This window comes from Xanthomonas sp. NCPPB 1754 (assembly GCF_041475725.2).
Lineage (GTDB): Bacteria > Pseudomonadota > Gammaproteobacteria > Xanthomonadales > Xanthomonadaceae > Xanthomonas > Xanthomonas euvesicatoria.
The window spans coordinates 4,258,756-4,282,950 of record NZ_CM192982.1 but is presented as its reverse complement, the minus strand read 5'-3'; the positions used below and the strand labels follow the sequence as shown (position 1 = coordinate 4,282,950).

Annotated in this window: 22 protein-coding genes and 1 pseudogene; 9 read left to right on the top strand and 14 right to left on the bottom strand. The window is 64.4% G+C overall.

From position 1 onward, the window contains the following. Positions 1 to 15 precede the first annotated feature (15 nt). A complete protein-coding gene (locus tag ACCQ15_RS18405; protein WP_014091168.1) occupies positions 16 to 198 on the top strand; it encodes a DUF3606 domain-containing protein in 183 nt (60 codons plus the stop codon). Positions 199 to 390: 192 nt separating this feature from the next. Here ACCQ15_RS18405 and ACCQ15_RS18400 read toward each other — a convergent pair whose 3' ends face one another. The 6 genes from ACCQ15_RS18400 to ACCQ15_RS18375 all read right to left on the bottom strand — a co-directional run bounded on the left by ACCQ15_RS18400 (position 391) and on the right by ACCQ15_RS18375 (position 8,278). Then, positions 391 to 2,166 carry an ABC transporter ATP-binding protein gene (locus ACCQ15_RS18400; RefSeq protein ID WP_033479363.1) on the bottom strand — a complete coding sequence of 592 codons (1,776 nt, stop codon included), beginning with the start codon at positions 2,164 to 2,166 and terminating at the stop codon, positions 391 to 393. Then, on the bottom strand, positions 2,163 to 3,314 hold the full coding sequence (locus ACCQ15_RS18395) for a glycoside hydrolase family 1 protein (RefSeq protein ID WP_008577693.1): 1,152 nt from the start codon (positions 3,312 to 3,314) through the stop codon (positions 2,163 to 2,165). Before ACCQ15_RS18395 ends, ACCQ15_RS18400 begins: the two co-directional genes overlap by 4 nt. Positions 3,315 to 3,403: 89 nt before the next feature. Next, positions 3,404 to 4,588: a UDP-galactopyranose mutase gene (glf, locus tag ACCQ15_RS18390; protein WP_372381581.1), complete on the bottom strand. Its 1,185-nt coding sequence runs from the start codon at positions 4,586 to 4,588 to the stop codon at positions 3,404 to 3,406. Next, entirely contained in the window at positions 4,585 to 5,769 is a 1,185-nt protein-coding gene (locus ACCQ15_RS18385) for a glycosyltransferase family 1 protein (RefSeq protein ID WP_031425010.1), read from the bottom strand. The genes glf and ACCQ15_RS18385 overlap by 4 nt, the downstream gene beginning before the upstream one ends. Positions 5,770 to 5,806: 37 nt before the next feature. Continuing rightward, a complete protein-coding gene (gene galE / locus ACCQ15_RS18380) occupies positions 5,807 to 6,976 on the bottom strand; it encodes a UDP-glucose 4-epimerase GalE (protein ID WP_014091165.1) in 1,170 nt (389 codons plus the stop codon). A 435-nt stretch (positions 6,977 to 7,411) separates the two neighbouring features. Continuing rightward, the gene (locus tag ACCQ15_RS18375) at positions 7,412 to 8,278 is read right to left on the bottom strand and encodes an SDR family oxidoreductase (protein WP_008577702.1); all 867 of its coding nucleotides are present in this window, start codon (positions 8,276 to 8,278) and stop codon (positions 7,412 to 7,414) included. A 218-nt stretch (positions 8,279 to 8,496) separates the two neighbouring features. Here ACCQ15_RS18375 and ACCQ15_RS18370 point away from each other — a divergent pair, with 218 nt between their 5' ends. Together ACCQ15_RS18370 and ACCQ15_RS18365 are read left to right on the top strand one after the other, a co-directional pair. Next, positions 8,497 to 9,138 carry a DUF6766 family protein gene (locus tag ACCQ15_RS18370; protein WP_008577704.1) on the top strand — a complete coding sequence of 214 codons (642 nt, stop codon included), beginning with the start codon at positions 8,497 to 8,499 and terminating at the stop codon, positions 9,136 to 9,138. Positions 9,139 to 9,285: 147 nt separating this feature from the next. Further along, a complete protein-coding gene (locus ACCQ15_RS18365; protein ID WP_031425008.1) occupies positions 9,286 to 9,495 on the top strand; it encodes a hypothetical protein in 210 nt (69 codons plus the stop codon). A gap of 112 nt (positions 9,496 to 9,607) precedes the next feature. On the opposite strand, the gene cydB is transcribed toward ACCQ15_RS18365, so the two are convergent. From cydB to ACCQ15_RS18350, 3 genes are all read right to left on the bottom strand, one after another. After that, positions 9,608 to 10,630 carry a cytochrome d ubiquinol oxidase subunit II gene (gene cydB, locus ACCQ15_RS18360; protein WP_008577708.1) on the bottom strand — a complete coding sequence of 341 codons (1,023 nt, stop codon included), beginning with the start codon at positions 10,628 to 10,630 and terminating at the stop codon, positions 9,608 to 9,610. Beyond that, positions 10,621 to 12,030: a cytochrome ubiquinol oxidase subunit I gene (locus ACCQ15_RS18355; RefSeq protein WP_057680885.1), complete on the bottom strand. Its 1,410-nt coding sequence runs from the start codon at positions 12,028 to 12,030 to the stop codon at positions 10,621 to 10,623. The genes cydB and ACCQ15_RS18355 overlap by 10 nt, the downstream gene beginning before the upstream one ends. Before the next feature lie 290 nt (positions 12,031 to 12,320). Next, on the bottom strand, positions 12,321 to 12,602 hold the full coding sequence (locus tag ACCQ15_RS18350) for a hypothetical protein (RefSeq protein WP_008577712.1): 282 nt from the start codon (positions 12,600 to 12,602) through the stop codon (positions 12,321 to 12,323). Positions 12,603 to 13,130: 528 nt separating this feature from the next. On the opposite strand from ACCQ15_RS18350, the gene ACCQ15_RS18345 reads away from it, so the two are divergent. Both ACCQ15_RS18345 and ACCQ15_RS18340 read left to right on the top strand, forming a co-directional pair. Continuing rightward, positions 13,131 to 14,414: a sigma-54-dependent transcriptional regulator gene (locus ACCQ15_RS18345; RefSeq protein ID WP_372380886.1), complete on the top strand. Its 1,284-nt coding sequence runs from the start codon at positions 13,131 to 13,133 to the stop codon at positions 14,412 to 14,414. Next, complete coding sequence (locus ACCQ15_RS18340) at positions 14,411 to 14,653, top strand: hypothetical protein (RefSeq protein WP_008577714.1); 243 nt, start codon at positions 14,411 to 14,413, stop codon at positions 14,651 to 14,653. The genes ACCQ15_RS18345 and ACCQ15_RS18340 overlap by 4 nt, the downstream gene beginning before the upstream one ends. Here ACCQ15_RS18340 and ACCQ15_RS18335 read toward each other — a convergent pair. Next, complete coding sequence (locus ACCQ15_RS18335; protein ID WP_008577717.1) at positions 14,647 to 15,027, bottom strand: response regulator; 381 nt, start codon at positions 15,025 to 15,027, stop codon at positions 14,647 to 14,649. The two genes, ACCQ15_RS18340 and ACCQ15_RS18335, sit on opposite strands and share 7 nt — an antisense overlap. Positions 15,028 to 15,235: 208 nt before the next feature. Between ACCQ15_RS18335 and ACCQ15_RS18330 the strand changes: the two genes are divergently transcribed. From ACCQ15_RS18330 to ACCQ15_RS18320, 3 genes and pseudogenes are all read left to right on the top strand, one after another. Further along, positions 15,236 to 18,778 (top strand): CheR family methyltransferase, encoded by a 3,543-nt coding sequence (locus ACCQ15_RS18330; protein ID WP_372380885.1) that lies wholly within the window; start codon positions 15,236 to 15,238, stop codon positions 18,776 to 18,778. A 232-nt stretch (positions 18,779 to 19,010) separates the two neighbouring features. Further along, positions 19,011 to 19,196: pseudogene (locus ACCQ15_RS18325) on the top strand (hypothetical protein); the annotation flags it as partial. A gap of 33 nt (positions 19,197 to 19,229) precedes the next feature. Beyond that, complete coding sequence (locus ACCQ15_RS18320) at positions 19,230 to 19,802, top strand: hypothetical protein (protein WP_031425323.1); 573 nt, start codon at positions 19,230 to 19,232, stop codon at positions 19,800 to 19,802. Positions 19,803 to 19,942: 140 nt separating this feature from the next. Here the strand turns inward: ACCQ15_RS18320 and ACCQ15_RS18315 are convergent, their stop codons facing one another. From ACCQ15_RS18315 to ACCQ15_RS18305, 3 genes are all read right to left on the bottom strand, one after another. Continuing rightward, positions 19,943 to 20,281: a hypothetical protein gene (locus tag ACCQ15_RS18315; RefSeq protein WP_008577721.1), complete on the bottom strand. Its 339-nt coding sequence runs from the start codon at positions 20,279 to 20,281 to the stop codon at positions 19,943 to 19,945. Positions 20,282 to 20,363: 82 nt separating this feature from the next. After that, complete coding sequence (locus ACCQ15_RS18310; RefSeq protein WP_008577723.1) at positions 20,364 to 21,263, bottom strand: manganese catalase family protein; 900 nt, start codon at positions 21,261 to 21,263, stop codon at positions 20,364 to 20,366. 136 nt (positions 21,264 to 21,399) lie between these two features. Beyond that, positions 21,400 to 21,906: a YciE/YciF ferroxidase family protein gene (locus tag ACCQ15_RS18305; RefSeq protein ID WP_008577724.1), complete on the bottom strand. Its 507-nt coding sequence runs from the start codon at positions 21,904 to 21,906 to the stop codon at positions 21,400 to 21,402. 480 nt (positions 21,907 to 22,386) lie between these two features. On the opposite strand from ACCQ15_RS18305, the gene ACCQ15_RS18300 reads away from it, so the two are divergent. Beyond that, complete coding sequence (locus tag ACCQ15_RS18300; RefSeq protein ID WP_008577726.1) at positions 22,387 to 22,581, top strand: hypothetical protein; 195 nt, start codon at positions 22,387 to 22,389, stop codon at positions 22,579 to 22,581. 308 nt (positions 22,582 to 22,889) lie between these two features. On the opposite strand, the gene ACCQ15_RS18295 is transcribed toward ACCQ15_RS18300, so the two are convergent. Next, a complete protein-coding gene (locus tag ACCQ15_RS18295; RefSeq protein WP_372380884.1) occupies positions 22,890 to 24,104 on the bottom strand; it encodes an FAD-dependent oxidoreductase in 1,215 nt (404 codons plus the stop codon). Positions 24,105 to 24,195: the final 91 nt, after the last annotated feature.

The following is a 24,195-nucleotide window of genomic DNA, read 5'->3' as shown; positions in this document are numbered from 1 at the left end:
ACATGGGAGATCGCCATGGGCGAACCACGGGATGCAAATCGTCAACCCATTGACATGCACAATGTAAGCATCAGCGAGGAATGGGAGTTGCAGTACTGGGCGCGCGAACTGGGGATGTCCGAAAACGACCTCAAACGCGCAGTGCAAGAGGTCGGCAACGTGACGACCAGGCTGCGCGACTATCGGCCACCGCATTGAGGCGTTGCGCAGGAAGTGGAACAGGCAGCCAGACGCTGCCTGTTTTTTTTGCGCGCCAGCGATCGCAAACGTGGTTGCTGCCAGGCCGGAAAGTACATCTCATGCCATGCTCGTCGCACTGGGCCAGCCGCTGGCTGCGCCTGCCTCGCCGCGCATGACGCAAGGCAAGCAGCGCTTCTGGGCGCAGCCGCCTCACGGTGCTTCCGGTGCCGTCTCGAATCCGGCAGCCTGGCGCTGCCACAAACTGTCGAACACGCCACCGCGGCCGCGCAGTTCCGCAGGGCTGCCATCTTCGACCACACGGCCGTCCTGCAGCACCACGATGCGATCGAAGCCAATCACCGTGGACAGGCGATGGGCGACCGCCAACACGGTGCGGTCGCGCATCAGGTGATCCAGTGCGGCCTGGATCTCCGCTTCCGATTCGGTGTCCAGTGCCGAGGTGGCCTCGTCCAGAATCAGGATCGGCGCATCCTTGAGGAAGGCGCGGGCAATCCCCAGCCGTTGCCGCTGTCCGCCCGATAACATCACCCCGCGCTCGCCCACCTGGGTGTCGTAGCCTTCGGGCAATTGCCGGATGAAGCCATCGCAGAATGCATGCCGCGCCGCGTCGTGCACCTCGGCATCGCTGGCATCGGGACGTCCGTAGCGGATGTTGTCGGCGATGCTGCGATTGAATAACGCAGTTTCCTGCGGCACCACCGCAATTTTTTCGCGCAGGCTGTCCTGGCTGACCCCGCGGATGTCCTGCCCGTCGATCAGCACGCGTCCGGATTCCACATCGTCCAGGCGCTGGATCAGGGCAATCAAGGTGGATTTGCCGGCACCGGAGGGCCCCACGATGCCCACTTTCTGGCCGGCCGGAATATGCAGGTTCAATCCTTCCAGCACCGCGGCGCGCTCGGGATAGGCAAAACGCACCTGTTCGAAACGCACATCGCCTTCGGCCGAGGCCAGCGGCACGTCCGCATCGACGATGGCGTGCGGTTGCAGAATGATCTGCAAGGTGTCGGCAATGGCGCCCAGTTGCTGGGTGGTGTCCACCAAGGTCAGCGCCAGATCGCGCGAGCCATGCAGGATGCGGAAGGTCAGCGCACTGACCAACACCACATCGCCTGCACTCACCGCTCCGGAGCGCCACATGCCGATGGCCCAGATCAGCATGCCGCCGGCCATCAGCGACAGGCAGATGTCGTGAATCACCCGCGCCTTTTCCACGTACATCCAGCTGCGCCGATGCGCCACGGCCTCGTGACCGATCTGTTCGGCCAGCCGCGCGCTTTCGCGATCGCGCGCGGCAAACGCCTTGATCGTCCACACGTTGGAAACCGCATCCACCAGCTCGCCACCCACCCGGGCGGCCTGCGCGGCAAAGCGCTGATGCTTGGCGCGGCCGCGAATGCCGAAGCTGGTGATGATGGCCGCCACGATCGCAATGAAGCCGACCAGCGTGGCGGCCATGCGCCAATCCACCGTCAACAGCAGCACGATGGCGCCGACGAAATCCACGATGGGCGGCACGATCTTCCACGCCAGTCCACCGAAGATCTGCCCGGCGGCGCTGCCGAGCGCGGTGATGCGGTTGCCCAGCGCACCGGCAAAATGCTCGGTGAAGTAGCGCATCGGGTGGCCGGTGAGATGGCGGAACAAATCCACGCGGATGTCCACCACGCTGGCCACCACGGTGCGGCAGCCCAGCCAGCCGCCCAGGCGCCACAGCAGGTTTTCCACCGCGATCAGGCTGATGAACAGGCCCAGCGGCAGCCACACGTTTGCCTGGCTGCGTTGATCGGTGGCCATCGCGTCCACCAGCATTTTCATGCCGTATTGCACCGACACCGCGCAGCCGGCCGCGCCCACGATCAGGAGCAGCAAGCCACTGAAATGCCACGGCCGTCGGCCCACGTAGTGCCAGAGAAAACGCGCCGGCGTGTCCGGCAGCAAGGTGGAGTGGGCGGACGTACTCACGGGGCGATATCGGCCAGCGCGAACTGCGGTGCGCGCAGACCGAAACGCGCGTGCTCGCGGCGCAGTTGGTCGGCTAGGCCTTGGTGCAGCGGTCGTTCGCCGTGCTCGTCCGCATAGCCGAGCACGCCGGTGGGGCAATGCCGGTCGTTGTCCCAACCGGGGTAGTCCAGCACCGGATACAGACAGACACCTTCCATCGCCACGCCGTGCTGCAGGGCCAGCGCAACCTCGCTGCCGACATGATCGAGCCAGGGGGCGCGTTGATCGGCTTCGGCACCGGTTTCGGAGACGATCATCGGGCGGCGATAGCGCTGCCAGAACTCCAGCATGATGGTCGAGAACGGGCGGTGGTCGGGCGAGTTGCGCAGGATCGGCACGCCGCCCAGATACCACTGATTGTCCGAGTAGTAGTTGAGGCCGATGATGTCCAGATACTCCGGCGCCCCGCCGAGTCCTGGCCACTGCTTGCCGCAGATCATGTCCCAGGCTTCGAACTGCGCCAGCCGCAGGCGTTCGGCTTCGCGGCGCGGGCCGGGCCGGTCGTTGGATGGCACCACATGGATCGCTGGGTCCACCTGCAGGAAGCGTGCGCGCGGATCCACCTGGCGTATTGCGTCGATCGCGGCGATGGTGGCGCGGACCAATTGATGTTTGAGCTCGAAACCACGCCCGCGCGCCATCGGATGCATGCGGGCGTGATCGCCGCCATTCCATGCCCAGAACGAGATCTCGTTCAGCGGCGCGTAGAACGGCACGGCGTCGGAGGCGTCCTTGATGCACTGTGCGGCGGCGGCAGCAAAGCGCGCGAAGCGGTCGACGAACTGCGGCGTCCAGATGTCCACATCGTCCGGCCAGCCGTAATGGCACACGTCCCAGATCACCTGCGTGCCCACGCTGTCGGCCGCGTGCAGCATCGGCAGGAAACTGGACCAGTCGTAATGCCCGGGGCGTGGTTCGATCAGATGCCAGCGCAGGCCATCGCGCGCGGTACGCAGGCCATGCGCCGCCAACGCCGCGTAGTCCTTGGCGGCCCAACGGTCATGCCCGGTGGCGGCAATCAGGTCGAGCCTGCGCCCGTCGCGGCGGCGGTGGGTCGAACACTCGAACCCCGCCATGAAAAAACTTTCGAACAGTGTGGGGGTATGCATCCAACATCCTGCTGCGCGCGCCGCTGGGTTGCAGCGCTGCGTCGATAACTGCCCTGCAGCCACGGTGCTGCAGGGCGGGGCGTGCGTTGTCAGACCGCCAGCTCGGCGCGCCGCGGCTCGGCGTCTTCGATGCGCTTGTACAAGGCCAACGCCTGGCCGACCACCTGATCCATGTTGTAGTACTTGTAGGTGCCCAGACGGCCAAGGAAGGTCACCTTGGGCGTCTCGGCGGCCAGGCGTTCGTAACGCCGATATAGCTCTGCGTTCTCCGCGCGTGGAATCGGATAATACGGGTCGCCCTCGGCAGAAGGATACTCGCGGGTGATGCTGGTGTTGGGATGTTGCTGGCCGGTGAGGTGCTTGTATTCGGTGATGCGCGTGTAGGCCACCGCTTCGTCCGGATAATTGACCGTGGCCACCGCCTGGAAGTGCTCCTGATCGAGCGTGCTGTGCTCGAACCTGAGCGAGCGGTACGGCAGCTTGCCGTAGCAATAGTCGAAGTATTCGTCCACCGGCCCGCTGTACACCAGCTGGTCGTACTCCAGCTCGTCGCAGATCTCGCGGTAGTCGGTATTGAGCATCACCTTGATGTTGGGGTGATCGAGCATGCGCTCGAACATGCGCGTATAGCCATGCAGCGGCATCTGCTGGAAGGTGTCGGTGAAGTAGCGGTCGTCGTCGTTGGTACGGGTGGGCACGCGCGAGGTCACCGACTTGTCCAGCTGCGACGGATCCAGCCCCCACTGCTTGCGCGTATAGCCGCGAAAGAAGGTTTCATAGAGCTCGCGGCCCACCTGATTGACCACCACATCTTCGCTGGTCCGGATATCGGCCACCGGCTCGGCGCGGCTGGCCAGGAACGCTGCGGCCTGTTCTTCGCTGCTGAGTTGCAGGCCGTACAGACGGTTCAACGTGGTCATGTTGATGGGGATCGGCACCTGCTGGTCGCCCACCTGCGCAAGCACGCGGTGCGAATACGGACGCCATTGGGTGAAATTGGACAGGTAATCCACGATGCGCTGCGCGTTGGTGTGGAAGATATGCGGACCATAACGATGGATCAGCACGCCGGCATCGTCATGGAAATCGTAGGCGTTGCCGCCGATATGCGGGCGACGGTCGACCACCAGCACACGCTTGCCGAGGCCGGCGGCCAGCCGTTCGGCCAACACGCTGCCGGCAAATCCTGCGCCGACGATGAGGTAATCGAAACCACGCCGTGCATTGCCGCGCGTGCGACGGGCGGCGAGCGGCGCGGCGGCCGGCGGGGTCATTGCGTCCAAGAAAGCGTCTCCTTCATCAGGTCGTAGGTGTGGTCCCAGGACATGTCGCCCAGCACGGCATCGGCGCGGTCGAGCAACTGCGCGCGATCTGCACTGTCCTGCAGTGCGGCTTCGCACGCGGCGACGAACGCGTCGGCGGTCGCGGCAATGCGCACCACGCCGGTGTCGCCATAGGTGCGCACCACATCGTGGATTGGCGTGGACACCACTGGGCAGCCGCCAGCGAGGTATTCGGGTGTCTTGGTCGGGCTGATGAAGCGGGTGGAGGCATTCATCGCAAACGGCATCAACGCCACCTCCCAGCCGGAGAGATAACCAGGCAGTTCGTCGTAGGTCTTGCCGCCCAGATAGTGGATGTTGGTGGCCTGCGGCAGCTCGGCGGGATCGATCTTGACCACCGGGCCAATCATCACCAATTGCCAGTGCGGCCGCTGCGTCGCGATCGCGCGTAGCAGCTCGACATCGAACCGCTCGTCGATGACACCATAGAAACCCAGCCGCGGGTGCGCGATGCCGGCCTGGTCGTCAGGCTCCTGCTGCGGCGTGCGCGCGGCGGCGAAGTGCGCCACGTCCACGCTACTGGGGAACGCGTGTGCATTGGCGTGCAACGCGCGCTTGGCCTCCCAAATGCTGTAGCCGCCGGTGAAGACCACATCGGCGCGCTGCAGCAGTGCGCGCTCGCGTTGGACCAGCTCCGGGGGCGCGCCACGAAAGGCCGACAGCTCGTCCATGCAGTCGTAGATGACCATGCGCGCACGCAGATGCGCACTGAAGCTCTGGCTCATCGGCGTGTAGTACCACAGCAGCAGGTCGCGTACGCCAAGCTCGGCCAGGTAGCCGTCCAGCAGGCGACGTTGCACCTGCACGGCCTCCTCGCCCCCGCACCCGACGGGCAGGCGCGGCACCAAGACGTGCACGCCGTGCTCTTGGCCACCCACCTCCAGCCAGGGTTCGGCTGCATCGCAGGCGATGGGCTCCTCCCAGAACAGCACATTGGCATCGCGTGCAAAGCGCGACATCAGGTGCTGCGGGCGCTGATAGACAAAACTCCAGCGCAGATGCGACAGACACAACAGCGTGGGCCGCGCGGGATCGAACTGCGGCGTGCTGTCGGATGGAACCGCGCGGCGGGTCTTGCCGATCGCGTATTGGAACTGGCCAGCCCAACTCATGGAATGCCCTCGTAGGAAAGAAACGGGTCGTTGCGCATTACGCGCCGGAGAAACCATCGGCGACCGCCAGCGTGCGTACCGGCTCGCTGCGACGGCGCGTGTCCGGACCGGGCGGTCGCCGGCGCGGTGATGTCGGCAGCTCGCGCGCACTGTCGCGTTCGGGCACGGCCGCCGCGGAGCCCGGGCGCGGAAGACGCGAACCGGCGTAGCCATCCGGGTGCATCGATTGCCAGCGCCAGGTATCGCGGCACATGCGGTCCAGGTCGTATTCCGCGGTCCAGCCCAGCAGCCGGTTGGCCAGCGCAGTGCTGGCGAAGTACACCGCCACATCGCCATCGCGACGTGGCGCAATGCTCAGCGGAATGCGCCTGCCACTGGCGCGCGCGAACGCGGCCGCCACCTCGCGCACGCTGTAGCCGCGCCCGGTGCCCAGATTGACCACCAGGCCCTTGCGTTCGCGCTGCAGGTAATCGATGGCATCCACATGCGCGCGCGCCAGATCCATCACATGCAGATAGTCGCGTACGCCGGTGCCGTCGTCGGTGGGGTAGTCGTCGCCAAAGACCTGCAATGCCGCGCGACGCCCCACTGCCACCTGCGCGATGTAGGGCATCAGGTTGTTCGGTACGCCTCGCGGATCTTCGCCCAGATACCCGCTGGGGTGCGCACCCACCGGGTTGAAGTAGCGCAGCAATGCCGCATTGAAATCCGGCCACGCGGCGCTGAGGTCGCCGATCATTTCTTCCATCATCAGCTTGGTGCGCCCGTAGGGGTTGATCGCCTTCAGCGGCGCGCTCTCGTCGATCGGGCTGCGGTTGGCGTCGCCATACACGGTGGCCGACGAACTGAACACCAGGTTGCACACCTTGGCAGTCCGCATCGCGCGTAGCAGCGCCAGCGTGCCGGTGACGTTGTTGTTGAAGTACAGCAGCGGCTCGCGCACCGATTCGCCAACGGCCTTGAGTGCGGCAAAATGCAGGACGGCGTCGATGCGCTCGCTGGTCAGTAGGTCGGCAAGCTCGGGCGCACGCACATCCATGCGATGAAACTCCGGGCGGAACCCCATCAGATGCTGCAGATGGTCGAGCACGCGCTCGCAGGAGTTGCTCAAATTATCGACAATGCACACGTCATGACCGCGCCGCGCCAGTTCCACGCAGGTGTGTGAGCCGATGTAGCCGGTGCCACCGGTGACCAGAATTCGCATTGTTGTCTGCCTTATGGGGGCGCTACTGCGCTGGCCTGCCAATGGCGCGGATGCATCACGCCGCATGCGTCGATGCATGTGGGCGATGTCGTTGCGCCAGCAGTGGGTTCGCACCTGCGCCACGCAGGCGTGGCGGGCAGCACTGTTTGGAGAGGGGTGGTGCATCACGTTCCAACGCCACCTACGGTAGGAGGCCGACCGTGAGAGCAACCGCAGGAACGGGTGGGTGCCACGCGAGCGCAACGTTGACCGGAAACTCACTTTGGCTGTGCGTTTTTTTTGCGCGCTGTGGCAATGCGCCCGAACGACCGCACGAACAAGCAGACGCGAGGAGGCATGCGCTGGTGAGCGCTGAGCATCCACCTAAAAGATTGAGCCAATAAAAAGCCCGCGTCGCTCGATCAGCGACGCGGGCGTGGCAACAATGCGACGGCGTTACAGCGTGACTGCGCCGCCAGAGATGGTCAGCAAGGTGCCCGATGTGTAACTGGCCGTGTCGGCCGCCAGCATCACGTAAGCCGATGCCAGCTCGACCGGCTGACCTGGGCGCCCCATGGGCGTCTGCCCGCCGAAGTTTTCCACCGACTCTTCATCCATGCCGGAGGGAATGAAGGGTGTCCAGATCGGGCCCGGCAGGACCGCATTGACGCGGATGTTCTTCTCCGCCAGCACGCCGGCCAGGCCGATGGTGAGGTTGGCCAGCGCACCCTTGGTCGCGGCGTAGGGCAGGATGTTGGGCGTGGGTTTCTTCGATTGCACCGAGGCGGTATTGATGATGGAGCCGCCATCGGTCATCAACGGTACCGACAGGCGTACCAGATTGAAGGCCGCATGCACGTTGGTGTCGAAGGTCTTGCGCCATTCGTCCAGGGTGATGTCTTCGAAGGTCTCGAAGTACTTCTGGTAACCGGCGTTGTTGACCAGGATATCCAGGCCGCCCAGCGTGCTGTTGACCTTGTCGATCAGGGCCGCTGCCTGGCCGGGGTCGCTGATGTCGCATCCCACCAGCAGCGCCTTGACGCCGGCCTTTTCGATCAGCGCGCCAATGCGCGCTGCATCTTCCTGCTCGTCGGGAAGGAAGGCGATGGCCACGTCTGCGCCTTCGCGTGCATAGGCGATGGCAACCGCAGCGCCGATGCCGCTGTCGCCACCGGTAATCAATGCGCGCTTGCCCTTCAACTGGCCGTGGCCAACGTAGCTGTCTTCGCCATGGTCCGGGCGCGGGTCCATCTTCTCGGTGCGTCCGGGAAAGCTCTGCTGCTGTGGCTTGAAGGGGGGGCGTGGATAGTTGGGTACGGGCATCGTGGTCTCCTGGCAGTGGAAGTCGTTGGTTGCACGCCAGTGTGGTCGCGCAAACGTAAACGTCCGGGCTAAACGATGTGCGCGTGGTGTGTTGCGGGTTGCGCCCTGTGCGTGGCAGTCACCCATCGCGCGGCATGCGGAACAGCGCGGTTGCACGCAAACTTCATGCGGTTTTGCCCAGGACGCTCGATACTGCGCGCATCGTCAGGAGGTCATCCATGTTCTTGCGTCGTAACGGGCTGTCGTTGTGTCTGCTTGCGTTGACCATCTTCTTCATCGGTTGCCAGATCTATGCCGGGTTGCATGCATACAACGACGAATTGCGCGAGCAGGGGCAGCCGACGCTGCTGCTGTCTGCGTATCTGCACAGCCCGCATTTCATGTCGGCACTGTTCGAAAACTGGGAGAGCGAGTTCCTGCAGATGGGCATGTACGTGTTGCTCACCGTGAAGTTGCGGCAGGTGGGCTCTGCCGAATCGCGCCCGCTCGATCCGGCTGAAGAAAGCGTTGAGATCAAGCCTGGCACCACGCCCTGGCCGGTGCGTGCCGGCGGGATATGGCGACGGCTGTACGACCATTCGCTGGCCATCGCGTTCGGAGCGCTGTTCCTGATGAGCTTTGCGCTGCATCTGGTCGGCAGTTGGCGACTGGAGGTGGTGGAACGTGCGCAGAAGGGCTTGCCGCCCATCACGGTCTTGGAGCATTTCACCAGCGCAGCGTTCTGGTTCGAATCGATGCAGAACTGGCAGAGCGAGTTCCTGGCGGTGTTCTCGCTGGTGGTGTTGACTATCTGGTTGCGGCAGAAGGATTCGCCGCAGTCCAAGCCGGTCGAGGCGCCGCATTCGCAGACCGGCGGGTAACGCGGCTTGAGCCCTTTGCGAGGCGGCGAAGGGTACGCAGCCGGAGCCTGTGCTGTCTGGTGCGGGGAGTGCATTGCCACACGCACTTCACGCCACCACCGGGCTTCGTTCACCACCTCGCAATGCCTGCGCGCCTAGCGTTGGGTCATGACGACCACGCAGGAGATGAGCATGGGCAGCGAATCGAAAAAGCCATGGGGCCCGGAAGACGATCAGAAAAAGCCGTTTACGCCACAGGAGCGTCGCAACGAGGATGTCGCATGGAAGGTGCACGACATGCCCGACGAAGATCCCGAGGTCAACAAGGCCGACCCCGAACACGACTACGAACGGCCGGACGGCTCGGAAAAACGCTGAAGCACACCGCCCGTATCGCCAAAGCGCCCGCAACGCGGGCGCTGTTGGGTTGTCTGAAGACATCTGCCGCAACGCCTCGCATGGTGCACACGCCTGCGTGCCGCACTCTCGCTCAGTGATGGTGGTGATAGCCCACATCGGCGGTGATCTTGCCGCGGAACACGCGGTACGACCACACCGTATAACCGAGCACCAGTGGCAGCAGTACCACCAGGCCCACCATCGGAAAGATTTGCGAAGAGGGTGGCGAGGCCGCCTGCCAGATCGTGTAGCTCGGTGGCACCAGATACGGCCACATGCCCAACACCAGGCCGATGAAGCCCAACACGAAGATCGCCAGCGTCAACAGGAAGGGCCATGCGTCGCTGCGCGAGCTGTCGCTGTTGCGCCAGAGCGCAAGCGCTACGGCTGCGGTCATCAGCGGAATCGGCGACAGCCACCAGAAATTGCCATGTTCGAACCAGCGCGCCATCACATGCGAGCTCAGGAACGGCAGCCACACGCTGACCAGCACGACGAAGGTGACCACCACGCCCACCAGCGGCTTGGTCAATTGCCGCGCCAAGGTATGGGTGCGCCCATCGGTCTTGAGGATCAGCCAGGTGCTGCCGAGCAGCGCATAGCCGAACACCAGCGCAGCACCGGTGAGGATGGTGAACGGGCTGAACCAGCCAAACACGCCGCCGGTGTAGCGCCCGTTGTCCAATGGCATGCCTTCCACCAGCGCGCCGAGGATGATGCCTTGCGCGAAGGCGGTCAGAATCGAGCCGGCGATGAACGATAACGTCCACAATCGACGCGAGCGCTGCGCCTTGAAACGGAATTCGAACGCCACCCCACGAAACACCAGCGCCATCACCATCAACAGCACCGGCAGATATAGGCCGGACAGGATCACCGCATACGCCGTGGGAAACGCAGCGAACAGGCCGGCGCCGCCAAGCACCAGCCAGGTTTCGTTGCCGTCCCAGATGGGCGCGGCGGTGTTCATCATCAGGTCCACTTCCTGTTCGTCGCGCGCGAAGGGCGCCAGCATGCCCAGCCCGAGCACGAAGCCGTCCAGCACCACGTACATCAGCACGCCGAAACCGATCACGCCAAACCACACCACCGGCAACCAGTAGTTCAGTTCCATGGCGTGTTCTCCTGTTCCAGTGATGTATCTGCCGCGGACAGCGGGCGTGCCGGCGTGTGTTCGCCGCCGGCCACATCCGGCCCGTCGCGGCTGGGTTGCGGCCCGGCACGGACCAGCTTGGTCAGATAAAAGATTCCGAAGCCGAATACGAACGCATAGCCCAGCAGATACACCAGCAGCGAGACCGCCACTGTCGCAGTCGATTGCGGGCCCACCGCATCGGCAGTACGCAACAGCCCGTACACCACCCACGGCTGGCGCCCGATCTCGGTGACGAACCAGCCAGCCACCAGCGCCATGAATCCAGCCGGCAGCATGAGGTTCCAGGCCAGGATCAGCGGCCTGGCATGCAGGCGTCCACGCCACCAGGCAATGGCCGAGATCCACGCCAGCAACAGCATCGCCATCCCCAGGCCCACCATGATGCGGAAGGCAAAGAACACCGGAGCCACCGGCGGGCGTTGATCGCGCGGCACCGACGTCAGCGGCGTAATGTCGCCGTCTGCACTGTGGGTCAGGATCAGGCTGCCCAGGCGCGGGATGGCCACCTCATAGTCGTTGCGCTCGGCCTGTGCGTTGGGCAGCGCAAACACCACCAACGGCACGCCGGCGCCATCGCTTTCGCTGTGCCAGTGCGCCTCCATCGCGGCGACCTTGAGCGGTTGATGCTCCAATGTGTTGAGCCCGTGCTGGTCGCCTACCAGGACCTGGATGGGCAACACGATGGCGGCAAATGCCACCGACAAGCGCAACATGCGGGCGCCGGCATCCACATGCAGCCCTTTGCGCAGGTAGTAAGCGCCGACGCCGCCAACCACAAAGCAGGTGGTGATGAACGAACCCAGCGCCATATGGACCAGGCGATACGGAAACGACGGGTTAAAGATGATCTGCAGCCAGCTGACCGGCTGCACGATGCCGTTGACCATCGCGTAGCCACGCGGGGTGTGCAGCCAGCTGTTGGACGACAAGATCCAGAACGTGGACACCAGCGTGCCGATCGCCACCATGCAGGTGGCGAAAAAGTGCAGGCGTTCGGAGACCCGGCCCCAGCCGAACAGCATTACCCCCAGGAAGCTGGCTTCCAGGAAGAAGGCAGTGAGCACTTCATAGCTCAGCAGCGGGCCGATCACGCTGCCGGCAATGCGGCTCAGCTCGGGCCAGTTGGCGCCGAACTGGAAGGCCATGACGATGCCGCTGACCACGCCCATGCCGAAAGACACCGCAAAGATCCGCAACCAGAAGAAGTACAGCCGCTTCCAGGCCTCGTCGTGCGTGCGCAGCCAACGCCATTCCAGAAACCCGAGCAGGTTCGCCAGGCCGATGGTGAAGGCCGGAAACAGCACATGGAACGAAATGACGAAGGCGAACTGGATACGGGACAGCAGCAGCGCTTCCACAGGTTTCTCCTATGCCTGGCGGTATGCGGCGGCGCCGACACCACGGCCGCGGCATGCGGCGCAGGCCGGGCAAGCGCAGCTGGCACCTGCAGCGTGCGCGAACAACGGGCACCTGGGCACGCATGCCGCCACCGCGTGCAGACGCGTGGTGCCAATGACAAGCCTGCGCCCATCACGCGCGAAAAAGAGTGAACTGACGCACCGTGCGATACCTTGCAGGCCCGAAGAGCCCCTTCCGAGCACGGCAGGCGTGCACCGCACTAATCAAGCGGGCCCAACCTGTAGCTGCATCACGCCTGGCGGAGGTGGCGCAGGCAACGCGGCGCCAGCCAATCGGCGAGCACGGCATTCATCGAGCCGGGAGTCAGGCACAGCGCATCGCGCACGGCCTTGACCGCTTCTGCATCGGTCAGGTCGGGGCGTGCGTTGTATGCCGCGCAGACCGCCCGGATCGTGCCTTCGGGAATGCCGTCGAAGGCGTGATAGCCAAGCTGGCCCCGGCGGTGCTCGCCACGCCAGTACTCCAATTCGGTTTGCACATCGGCCTGCACGGGCGCCGAGACTGCGTGCATGGGACACCTCGCTCGCTGGATCGAGCGAGTGTTCGCCGCACCGTGGAAGGAACGCGTGAGTGCGTTGTGCACGCCCTCTCCACGAGCGGTGCGTAGGCTGTGGGTAACCCAGTGGACCGATGCAGTTTCCTGACGGGTTCATGCGGCGCCATGGTGGCGTCGGCTTACGTCAGCCCCGGCTGATATCCTGGCTCCGATGCAGGCACGCAAGCGAGCTCAGCCAGCGCTCGATCAAGACCGCACCCGTCGGTGGACCGGCGGCTGCCGCGGCAAACCTTGCACTCCTTGGCGTTTCGGCATTCTCGAAGCGGCGACCGACCCAGAGCGTGACGCTTGGCACTGGCGCAATCGAGCGCTTCCATGCGTACTTCGCCCACAGCCGTCAGGGCGGGCTCGACTGGGGGAAGAGCGCCGCACCACAGAACGTGACAGCAGCAGGCAATTTCCGATGTGGTGTGTCAGCGCATTTCGCGCGGCCGTCACAATTCTCAACTGAACATGTATCAGTCATTGCGGACAGAAGCGCTCATGGACCGCCTTTCCTGCGCCATCATCGACGACGACGTGGAGTTTTGCGATCAGGTGGTTGAACTCGCCACCGATAGCGGCTTCCGTGCCAAGGGCATCCACACCCTTGGCGAAGCCAGCCGCTGGCTGGACAGCAACTTTCCCGACCTGTTGGTGGTGGATGTTGGCCTGCCGGACGGCAGCGGTTTCGACCTGATCGAGCGGCTCGACCCGGACCACACCCCGCAGATCGTCGTGGTCTCGGGCGATTACGCGCGCGAAACCCAGGGTCGGGCGCAGCAGTTCGGGGTCAGCGAATTCCTGACCAAGCCGTTCGCGCCCGAACGCCTGGAGCGGGTGCTCGGGGGACTGCGCGAAGCGCAGCAGGGCAACCTGGGCATCGTTGGCAACAGCGACAGCATCGTCATGCTGCGCAAGGACATCGTGCGCGTGGCGCCGACCGATCTGAATGTACTGGTGACCGGCGAAACCGGTACCGGCAAGGATCTGGTGGCGCGCGCCATCCACCGTGTGTCCGGTCGCCGCGGCCGTTTCGTGCCGGTCAACTGCGGTGCCATTCCGGAAGAGTTGCTGGCCAGCCAGTTGTTCGGCCACGAGCGCGGCAGCTTCACCGGCGCCGACCGTCGGCATGCCGGATTCCTGGAGCAGGCCGCAGGCGGCACGCTGTTCCTGGATGAAATCGGCGAGATGCCCACGCGGCTGCAGGTGTATCTGCTGCGGGTGATCGAATCGCGCAGCTTCATGCGCGTGGGCGGCAACGAGGAAATCGCACTGGATGCGCGCGTGGTGGCAGCCACCCACCAGCACGTGCAGCGCGAGCAGGCGGTGCTGCGTGAAGACCTGTTCTACCGTCTCAATGAATACCCGATCCAGGTGCCGCCGCTGCGCGAGCGCCGCGGCGATGCGCGCCTGCTTGGCTTACGCGTGATCGACGAGCTCAACGTCAAGTATGGCAAGCGCAAGTTGCCGACCAAGTCGTTGCTGCGCTACCTGGCATACCATGCCTGGCCAGGCAACGTGCGCGAACTGCGCTCGTTCATCCACTACCTGTATCTGCGCTCCGATGGCGATCTGTTGAGCGCCCCGGATGTGGAGCAGACCGTGCCGCAGGCCGACCAGGACGGCTTGCTGATTCCTGCCGGCTGGACCATGCGTCAGGCCGAAGACGCGATGATCGAATCGGCACTGGCGCGCACCCGCTTCAACAAGAAGGCCGCCGCACGCGAACTGGGCAGCAGCGTGCGCACCTTGCACAACCGGCTCAGCGACAAGGGTGCGGAGTGAGCGAGGCACCGCGTGGGCAGCGGCGTGAGCTGCTGCACCAGTTGCGCAACCGGCTCAACGTGATGGGTTTTGCGTTGTATGCGTTGCGCAACGAAACGTCTAAGCCGCTGGAGACGCTGCGCACGGCGCATCAGTCCGCCGTTGAACTGCTCAACCAGCTTGGCGAGCAGGAGCGCGCCTTGCAGCAGCCCGGCGTGGAACCGGGCGAGAGCGCCCAGCCCGCCTGCACCGATCAGTGATCGGCCAACTCGGTCTGGTGGCTGAGCAAGCTGGTGATCGTGCGCGGGTTGTAGGGCTTCATGCAGTACGACAGATGCGCAAAGCGCTGCGGCAGCGTATAGCGGTCGTAGCCGGAGCAGAAGGAAAACGGCACGCCGCGCTCCATCAATGCATCGGCGACCGGAAACACCGCCTGGCCGCGCACATTGACATCCAGCAAGGCACCATCGATGGCCTGACCTGACGCTACCAGCGAAAGCGCGTCAGGCACACTGCCGACCGGCCCCACCACGTTGATGCCAGCTTCCACCAACAAGTCGTTGAGCGATTCGGCCAGCAAGTAATCGTCCTCGACAACAAGAATGCGGCGGCCGGCAAGTGCAGTGTCGTGCATGACAGGCTCCAAAGCAGTGGCGTTTCGGACAACACGCGTGCGCATGGTGCTCGCACTGCAGGTTAACACCGCGCGCAAGCAGACGCTTCCAGGACCGGTCTCTGCAATGTGCGCACGCGATGACGCATGTGCTGCATGGTAGTCCGCCGCGCTTTACGCGATCATGGCCGATTGCGCTTGAATCCAGCATTGCAACGATAGTGCCGCCATGACCGACGACGAAACTTCCAACAACGACATCGCTACGGATGCGAACACGCAGCCGCCCTTGTTCGTGCTTGGCGTGGGCGCCGCCGGCATGGACGCCGATCGCCTGGCAGAATTGCTCGATGCGATTGCTGGCGCGTCGAATCTGGCCATCATGCTGCTGTTGCGCGACCGCCAATTATTGGATGAGGCACGCCTGCGCGAACTGCTTGGCAGTCAGGCCACCCTGCTGTCGGTACCCAGCGATGGCGACCGGCTGCAACCGGGGCGCTTCTATCTGCCGCCGGCCGATACGGTCGTCACGCTGGAGGAAGGGCGCATTCGCTTACGTGCGTTGCCCAACGGCGAGAGCGACCACGGCTTGATCGACAGCTTCTTCGTCTCGATGGCGCACGACCAGGATGGCAATGTGATCGGCCTGATCATGGGGCGCTTCGATGGCGACGGTACGCTGGGAACCGCGGCGATCAAGGAATGCGGGGGCCTGGCGCTGGCCGTGGACGATGCCGCACTGCATGGGCTGGACCTGCGCAGTGCCAGCAACCCGGCCGCCATCACCGACGACATCCTGCCCCTGCCACAGATCGCCGCGCGTATCGCCGCGCACATGCAACGCCATCACGGCTACGGTCATCCGGTGCCGACCGGCGTGCGCAATGGCAGCGAGAGCGACAAGCTCAGCCAGGTCGCCGCCATCCTGCGCAATACCACCGGCCACGATTTTCATGGCTACAAACGCGCGACCTTTCTGCGCCGCGTGCAACGGCGCATGCAGGTCGCGCAGGTGGAAACGCTGGAGCAGTATCTGGAGGTATTGCTCAATCGCTTCGACGAACCGGTGCAGCTGTTCAACGACCTGCTGATCGGCGTGACCAAGTTCTTTCGCGACCGCCGCGAGTTCGAATTCCTCGAGCAACAGGTGATTCCGCGGTTGTTCCAGGGCAAGCACACCGGCGACAGCCTGCGCATCTGGGTGCTGGGCTGCTCCACGGGCGAAGAGGCCTATTCGCTGGCGATGCTGCTGCGCGAACACGCCGAAACCCTGGACACCGCGCCACGCATCCAGATCTTCGCCAGCGATATCGACGGGCGCGCACTGGCCACTGCGCGGGTGGGGCGCTACGCCTCCAGCATCGTCGGGGAGGTTGCGCCCGAACGGCTGCGGCGCTGGTTCGTCAAGGAAGGCGACACCTATGTGGTAAGCAAGGAGCTACGCGAGCTGTGCGTGTTTTCGCAGCACAGCATCGTCAAGGACCCGCCGTTTTCACGGCTGGACCTGGTGTCGTGCCGCAATCTGCTGATCTATCTGGATGCCGAATTGCAGAATCGGGTGATCCCGATCTTTCATTTCGCCATCCGTCCGGGCGGCTACCTGTTCCTGGGCAATGCCGAAAACGTCTCGCGGCACGCGCAGTTGTTTACGCCGGTCGAGCGCAGCTTTCGGGTGTTTCAGCGCATCGATGCGCAGAGCAACGTGCATGCAACATTCCCGACCATGCAGCCGGCTGCGGCCGCCAGGGTGCCTGCACCACCGCAGCGGCAGCGCACGTCCAGCAATGCGTTGGTGCGCGCCGGCGAGCGCATCGCCGACCGTTATGCGCCGGCGTATGCGGTGCTGGACGAGCAGTTCGAGGTGCTGCATTTGTCGTCGCAGGCGGGGCGCTTCATCCGTCCTGGCGGCGGCACCCCCAGCCTCAACCTGCTCAACCTGATTCATCGCGATTTGCGCCTGGACTTGCGCAGCGCGCTCAGCCGCGCCGAACGCGACCGCTCACCGGTGCACGTCAAGGGCATCCAGGTGCACGAAGATGCGGCGACCTGGGCGGTGAACCTGTTCGTCGAGCCGACCGCCGACTCGGAGGTGCCGCGCGACTACGTGGTGCTGTTCCAGGAAGTGGAAGCGCGCGAACCGGTGGAGCTGCCCGCCCCACACCACAGCGTGCACGACGATGGTCATGTGCAAGTGCTGGAAAACGAGCTGCGCATCACCCGCGAGCGCCTGCAATCGATGATCGAAGAGCTGGAGAGCACCAACGAGGAGCTCAAGTCTTCCAACGAGGAATACCAGTCGCTCAACGAAGAACTGCAGAGCGCCAACGAGGAGCTGGAAACCTCCAAGGAAGAACTGCAATCGGTCAACGAGGAAGTGACCACCGTCAACGGTGAGCTGGCCCATCGCGTGCAGGAGCTGGCGCATGCCAACAGCGATCTGAAAAACCTGCTGGAAAGCACCCAGATCGCCACCGTCTTCCTCGACAACGAATTGCGCGTCACCAACTTCACCCCGGCCGTCACCGACATCCTGCCGCTGGTGGAAAGCGACATCCAGCGCCCGATCAGCCACATCAAGCTGCATGTGGATTACGACGAACTGCAGGATGATGCGCGGCGGGTGATCCGCACCCTGGCGGTGCTCGATCGCGAGGTCGAAAACCCCACCACGCATGCGCGCTACATGGTGCGCGTGCTGCCGTATCGCACCGTGGACAATTTCATCGGTGGTGCGGTGCTGACCTTCATGGACGTCACCCCGCTCACGCGCGCCGAGCGTGCGCTACGCAGCAGCGAGCAACGCCTGCGCACCTTGATGGAAGGCATCCCACAGCTGGTGTGGCGCTCGCTCGATGGCGGCCGCTGGACCTGGTCCAGCCCGCAGTGGTCCAGCTACACCGGCCAGGGCGATGCCGAAAGCCTGGACCTGGGCTGGTTGCAGGCGGTGCACCCGGACGATCGCCAGCCGACCATGAATGCCTGGCTGGGAAGTGCGTCCAGCGGCGGGCTGGATATCGAACACCGCCTGTTCAATGCGGCCGAACAAGGTTACCGCTGGTTTCATACGCGCAGCGCTCCGGTACGCGATGAACGCGGCCAGGTGCTGGAATGGCTGGGCACCTCCACCGAGTCGGACAACCTGCGCCGCCTGCAGGAAGAACAGCGCGTATTGGTGGCCGAGTTGCAGCACCGCACGCGCAATCTGATCACGGTGGTGCAGTCGGTGGCCAAGCAGACCGTACAGGCCAGCCAGAGCATGCCCGAGTTTGCGGCCAAGTTCGAAGACCGGCTGGCCGCGTTGTCACGCGTGCAGGGGCTGCTGTCGCAATCGGACAATATGCCCACCACCATCGGCGCCTTGCTGCGCATGGAACTGGATGCGCTGGGGGCCGAGCCGGATCAAAGACGCATCGTGGTGGAGGGACCGAACGTGGCGTTGCGCAAATCCGCCGTACAGACGCTGGCATTGGCGTTGCACGAATTGGCCACCAACGCGCTCAAGCATGGCGCGCTGGCGGTGGAGACCGGCACCTTGTCGATCCGTTGGGAGGTCGTCTCCGGCAGCGATACGCCTGCGCGCCTCAAGCTGTTGTGGATCGAAGAAGGCGCCAGCCAGCAGCTGCGCGGCGACCGTGATGAGGCCGGCGGCTTCGGGCGCCGGCTGATCGAAAATGCCTTGCCCTATAGCCATGGCGCGCAGACGCGCTACGAGCTCAGCGACACGCGCCTGGAATGCGAGATCCAGTTGCCGCTCAATCCGGTGAACGGGTGAGTTGGATCGCAAGACCTCGGGCCTGCGGGGACATGGCCGCTGAGGTGAGCAGCGTATGCACATGCATCGCCTGCCCACGCTGCAATCCGCAGGTCTGAGTGCCGGGCACGCGCCCTCGCGACGATGAAGACGTGCGCGACCATCGAAACCGCCAGTGAAAGAGCGCTGTGCTGCACGCAAGACGCCCGTGCAGTGCACATGTGCGGTTGACAGCAAACGCTGCTGCACGTGCATCTGCATCCAACGGCGTTGCCGCGCGCTGTACACGCGCAGCCAACGGCAAATACTGCGCGATGGTGCAGAACCTGCGACCGATTCGGCTTTCGTAGTGCATGTTGCGCAACTGAAGCCGCGTCAAACGCTTGCAGCACCGACTTTTGCGAACGTCAGAAAGTTGGCGCGCATTGTGCGTAACCACCTATGTCATCGAGATGCACATAGTGGAGTAGGCATGATTACGCGCATTCTTCAGTTGTCCGCCCGCATGGCGAGCAACGCATGGGTCGAAGTCGGGGTGGGCGCCGATGCCGACATCTTCGTCGCCGACCGTGGCGGCAAACGCGAGGAGCGCGCGACCTTCGGCCGCCGCGCACCGGGGCAGCAGCGTTCGATCCATTTGCAGGAGCCCGGCGGATTGGGCGGCGTGGATCTGGCCATCTGGGAAACCCAACGCTGCGCCATTGCGCTATGCGGTTTCGTCTGCACTGCATCGGCGGATGGCACCACCGCCGCGACCTGGTTGAGCCAGGATGGCAGCGCGGTGTATGCCGCCGGATTGCGCAACGTGATGGACATCGGCGGACGCCTGCAGGTGGGATTCTCGCTGCTCGTCGCCTCATCGGCGAGCATGCCCACCTACCGGCCGCTGTGTATCGACGCGGACCTGAGCAAGTGGCTGCACATGGGCGGCGCCGAAGCCATGCGCCATCTCACGCCCTGGCGGCTGGAACGCTGCGCCGCTGCGGCAGGCGTACGCCCGGAGTGGGCGAGCGAAGGGGCCACGGCACCGATTGCGCGAGCATAAGCGCGTGCGCCATGCAGCCAACAAAGAAGGGGCCCAGCGGGCCCCTTCATCGTTTCGGTAGTGTGGGTCGATCCTGATCGCTGCCTGCTAACGATCGCGCCGCGAACAGGTCAACCCACCGACGGCAGGCTCGCAATCGATCAGTTGTCTTCTGCTTCCTCGGCGTTGTCGTCCAGGGCGCGTTGCTGCGCGTCGATGTGTTGCTGCTTGCCGTAAGTGCCGCTCTGGCCGAAGTTGGGTTGCGTGCTGCCGTCACGTTCCGGGTGGCCGTCGGGTTCGCCTTCGCCCAAGGTGCCGCCGCGGCCATGACCGCGTTGATGCAACGCTTCCGGCGCGTCGTCACGCGGCGGCAGTGCATCGCGGGTCTGGACAGCCGATGGATCGTTGCGGCCCTGGCCATCCACCGATGCGTCGGTACCGTTCCCGCGATAGGCCGATTGGCGTTCGTCGTGTGTGTCGAGCGTGGATTTTTCGTTCATGGCAACTCCTGTGCAGTGCAATGAAAAAGCCCGGAGCGTACTGGCTCCGGGCTGGTGATGGGTGCAGCTGCACCCATCAGGTCTAACGCTGGATATCGCCGGTGGTGGAACCGGCGCCCGGGCCCGCACCCAGGTCAGCGCCGGTCACGCGGTCCAGCTCGGGATTGGAGAGCAGCCGCTCGGACATGGCATCCAGTGCCGCGGTTTGCGTGGCATCCAGCGCGACCGTGGCAGAGCCGTCGCCACCATCCACGGCGGCCTGCGCCTCGCGGTCGGCCACCACTTCCCACTGCTCGCCGGCATTCCACGGACCGATCATGTCGCCCTCGCCCTGGGAGGTGTTGTAGTACTTGTCGGTGAAGCGCGGATCGCCCGGCAGCTTACCCGGCGGGAAATTCGGCTCGATCGAGTACAAGGCCTTTTCGAACGACTTCTGATGCGCCACTTCGCGCGTCATCAGGAAACGCAGCGCATCCACGATCCCCGGATCGTCGGTGACGTTGATCAGGCGCTCATACACCAGCTTGGCACGCGCTTCGGCCGCGATATTGGAGCGCATGTCGGCCGTGGGGCAACCGATGCTGTCGACATACGCCGCCGTCCACGGCACGCCGCTGGAATTGACCAGGGCCGGGCCACCGCCATACAGAATCTGTTGGGTATGGCTGGTGCTGTTCTGGGTCATGTTGCGCATGTCCATGGCCTCTTCCATGCCCTCGGAGAGCACCGCCTTGGGCCCCTTGTTGAGCATGGCGATGATCGAGCCGATGATCTCCAGGTGGCTGATCTCTTCGGTGGCGATGTCGAACAGCAGGTCCTTGCGGCCCGGATCGTCTTCGCCCAGTGCCTGGGTGAAATAGCGCATTGCAGCGGCGAGTTCGCCCTGCGGTCCGCCGAACTGTTCCAACATCAGCGTGGCCAGATCCGGATTGGGCTGGGCGACGCGGACGGTGTACATCAAACGCTTGTTGTGCATGAACATGGGTGGTGCTCCATGGCTGACGCCCGGCAACTACGACCACTCAACGAGCGGGCAGAAACGTGGGGCTTTGGCTTCGGGGGGATGCCCGCAGGGATGCAAGCGACGCAGGACGGCGGCGACCGTCCTGCGCGGTGACTCAGGCGGCCTTGCTGGCCTTGGATGCCTTCTGGTTGCCGCCTTGTTCGGCGAGCAGGGTCAGCTTTTCGTCGGTGGCCTTTTCTTCTTCCAGCGTGGCCAGCAGCAGCGGCAATGCATCGGCATAACCGAGTTGCTTGGCCATGGCGGCAATGGTGCCGTACGAGGCGATTTCGTAATGCTCCACCTTCTGCGCGCCGCCGATCAGTGCAGCGTCGCGCACCGGGCCGGCCTCGATTTCGTCGATGACCTCGCGGCTTTCTTCGACCAGGCCTTCCATCGCAGCGCACTTGATGCGCTTGAGCTTGATGCCCAGTGTCTCCACGACTTGATCGATGCGTTCGATCTGGCCCTGGGTCTCTTCCAGGTGGGTTTCAAAGGCCTGCTTGAGTTTCGGCTCGGTGGCCGCACGCGCAAGACGCGGCAGCGACTTGGTCAGCTGCTTCTCGGCGCTGTAGATGTCCGACAGTTCGTGGATGAAAAGTTCTTCGACAGTCTTGATCGCCATGTGTGGCTCCTTGGGGTTGGTCAGAGGATGGGTTGCTGCGGTTCGCCATGTCGGTGGCGATGCCTTGATGAGCTCGCGTTGCACGCCTGCGAACAGGCGTGCCGATGCAGCACGTGCGACAACTCCGAAATCGTCGTGGTGCGTGTCACTCGCCTGCAGCGCAGGGCCGTGCGCACTTCACCTGACGTTCTTCGAAGTACACCGTGGTCATCGCGTCGATCTCCAGGCAGTACCGCGTGGTCGCTACGCTAGCCCTGCGAGTGTTAGCGGGATTGGTGGAAACGGTGATCCCGATGCGATGGCGACCTGTGCTGTGGTGCAGGCCGCGCTCGCTGCGCCTGCAATGAAGGGGTGCAATGACGCGCCTACTACGGCCATCACCTCTGCGCCGATGCGGCTAGGGTTGCGCATCGCTGCACTCCAGCATCGATCCACGTCGATGCGGTACAACGACGATCGAACCTTTTGCGAGACCGTGCGATGACGCCGCTGGACAAACCCTTACGTCGCGAACTGCAGATCGGTGATCAGGCATATACCTTGATCATCGATCCGCAAGGTTTGAAATTGGTCGAGAAAGGCAGGCGCAAAGGCGTGACCTTGCGCTGGGAAGAACTGGTCAGCGGCGACGCTGCGCTGGCCAGTGCATTGCAGGCTTCGCTTGAAGATCGTTAGCGTGGCGGTGCCGAGCAGCGTGTGAAGCGCGAATGGAACAACTGCGCGCACTGCCTGGCGGCTGCGGCTGGTGACCGTGCGGTCGCGCGTCCCCCGCGGTTCGCCTGCGCCGTCCATGCCGACCTGAGGCGTGCTTGATGGTTGTCGACGCTGCGCTTGGCGTGGCTCGACCTTCCAACGACCAACAAGTGCACTGCTGGTTCGGCACGACCACCTGCAATGCTGGCGTCCGGTAGAGGACTTTGCATGTCATTGCCAGCACCGATGCGCTCTGCAATGCACGCAGGCCACCACCGCGCTCGCGTCGCTCAGCGTGTGGCAAACAGCCGCGCCAGTTCGCGCACCGCCGCTTCCGTTGCGGCGCGGTCGGGCATGGCGTCTGCGTTATTGAAGTCGTGTGCGCCTTGCGCCTGCACCAACAACCCGTCGCGTCGCGGCACGACGTTGAGATTGTGGCCGCGCCAGACCAGGCCATAGGTGACTTCCGGCTGCGGGATCAGGCGTGCGGTCTGCCCGCGCACCGGAATCACGCTGTCGTCGCCCAGCAAGGCGCGCGCCCCGTAACCGGTGGCGTTGATCAGGATCTTCTCGCGCAGATCGCCGAATTGGCGCGGATGCTCGAACTCGCGCGTGTAGAGCTCGCCGCCTGCCTGCAGGAAGTCATCCATCAACAAGCGCGCATACGCGCTGAGGTTGAAGGTGAGCTGGCTGTAGCGGCGCACGAACGCCACCGGAAATGGATGATCACCGGGCGCCACCGGCTGCGAGCGCGGGCCCAGATCATCGAGCAGTTCGCGCTCCAGCGGCGGATAGTCCGGCTCATGCGCTTCGGCAGAGGCGACAGGTTGATCGAAGGGCACGTCCGAGAGCACGTAGCCATCGCGCCATTCAATCGGCTCGCCGGGCAGGCCCAGCAAGGTCTGGTAGCGGCGAAACGACGTGCGCGCCATTTCTTCCCAGCGCCTCTTGAAGTCGGCAGTGGCGTGGTCGCTGGTGCACACGCGCGAATCCGGCGACCACACGCCGGTGGCATAGAACGAGCGCACATCCGGCAGGCGCTCGCGCGCGTAGATGCGCACACGCAAGCCGGCGCGTTGCGCCACCAGGGCGGTGGTCAAGCCGATCGCGCCGCAGCCGATCACCGTCAGCACGCGCGCCTGCGGGTCGGCGGCACGCACCAACCGTAATGCCTGTTCGGCGGCACCCCACGAGAGCGACCACCCGCTGCCGCCATGTCCATAGTTGTGCACCACCGTCTTGCGGCCGATGCGCTCGGCTTCGATCCGCGGCCCCTGCGCGCGGAACGGACGCGTGCACCCGTTGATGGCGATGATGCGATCGACCGAGGCGCGCATCGGCGCCAATGGCGGGGCAGCCGCGAACGGCGCAGGCAGACCACCCGGCAGCGTGACCGGCTGGGTGGCGGGCGGGACGGCGAGCGCCTTGTTCGTTGCTGCCCAGCTCGCGGTGGAGGCGGCCGCCAGCGCAACACCGGCGCTGCGTAGAAAATGACGACGGTGCATGCAACTCCCTTACAAGGTGTGGTGGGTGATGGGGTCGCCATGATGCGGCTCGCCACGCCTGCGCGGAGGCATGCCGAGGCCATCTTCAGAT

Excerpts from the sequence above, each read along its gene's own strand:
- ACCQ15_RS18335 (WP_008577717.1), bottom strand. The coding sequence starts at position 15,027 with ATGCACGACACTGCACTTGCCGGCCGCCGCATTCTTGTTGTCGAGGAC.
- ACCQ15_RS18350 (WP_008577712.1), bottom strand. The coding sequence starts at position 12,602 with ATGCACGCAGTCTCGGCGCCCGTGCAGGCCGATGTGCAAACCGAATTG.
- ACCQ15_RS18345 (WP_372380886.1), top strand. The coding sequence starts at position 13,131 with ATGGACCGCCTTTCCTGCGCCATCATCGACGACGACGTGGAGTTTTGC.
- ACCQ15_RS18365 (WP_031425008.1), top strand. The coding sequence starts at position 9,286 with ATGACGACCACGCAGGAGATGAGCATGGGCAGCGAATCGAAAAAGCCA.
- ACCQ15_RS18295 (WP_372380884.1), bottom strand. The coding sequence starts at position 24,104 with ATGCACCGTCGTCATTTTCTACGCAGCGCCGGTGTTGCGCTGGCGGCC.
- ACCQ15_RS18385 (WP_031425010.1), bottom strand. The coding sequence starts at position 5,769 with ATGAGTTGGGCTGGCCAGTTCCAATACGCGATCGGCAAGACCCGCCGC.
- ACCQ15_RS18405 (WP_014091168.1), top strand. The coding sequence starts at position 16 with ATGGGCGAACCACGGGATGCAAATCGTCAACCCATTGACATGCACAAT.
- ACCQ15_RS18320 (WP_031425323.1), top strand. The coding sequence starts at position 19,230 with ATGATTACGCGCATTCTTCAGTTGTCCGCCCGCATGGCGAGCAACGCA.
- ACCQ15_RS18375 (WP_008577702.1), bottom strand. The coding sequence starts at position 8,278 with ATGCCCGTACCCAACTATCCACGCCCCCCCTTCAAGCCACAGCAGCAG.
- glf (WP_372381581.1), bottom strand. The coding sequence starts at position 4,588 with ATGACCCCGCCGGCCGCCGCGCCGCTCGCCGCCCGTCGCACGCGCGGC.
- galE (WP_014091165.1), bottom strand. The coding sequence starts at position 6,976 with ATGCGAATTCTGGTCACCGGTGGCACCGGCTACATCGGCTCACACACC.
- ACCQ15_RS18370 (WP_008577704.1), top strand. The coding sequence starts at position 8,497 with ATGTTCTTGCGTCGTAACGGGCTGTCGTTGTGTCTGCTTGCGTTGACC.
- ACCQ15_RS18395 (WP_008577693.1), bottom strand. The coding sequence starts at position 3,314 with ATGCATACCCCCACACTGTTCGAAAGTTTTTTCATGGCGGGGTTCGAG.
- ACCQ15_RS18305 (WP_008577724.1), bottom strand. The coding sequence starts at position 21,906 with ATGGCGATCAAGACTGTCGAAGAACTTTTCATCCACGAACTGTCGGAC.
- ACCQ15_RS18310 (WP_008577723.1), bottom strand. The coding sequence starts at position 21,263 with ATGTTCATGCACAACAAGCGTTTGATGTACACCGTCCGCGTCGCCCAG.
- ACCQ15_RS18300 (WP_008577726.1), top strand. The coding sequence starts at position 22,387 with ATGACGCCGCTGGACAAACCCTTACGTCGCGAACTGCAGATCGGTGAT.
- ACCQ15_RS18330 (WP_372380885.1), top strand. The coding sequence starts at position 15,236 with ATGACCGACGACGAAACTTCCAACAACGACATCGCTACGGATGCGAAC.
- ACCQ15_RS18315 (WP_008577721.1), bottom strand. The coding sequence starts at position 20,281 with ATGAACGAAAAATCCACGCTCGACACACACGACGAACGCCAATCGGCC.
- cydB (WP_008577708.1), bottom strand. The coding sequence starts at position 10,630 with ATGGAACTGAACTACTGGTTGCCGGTGGTGTGGTTTGGCGTGATCGGT.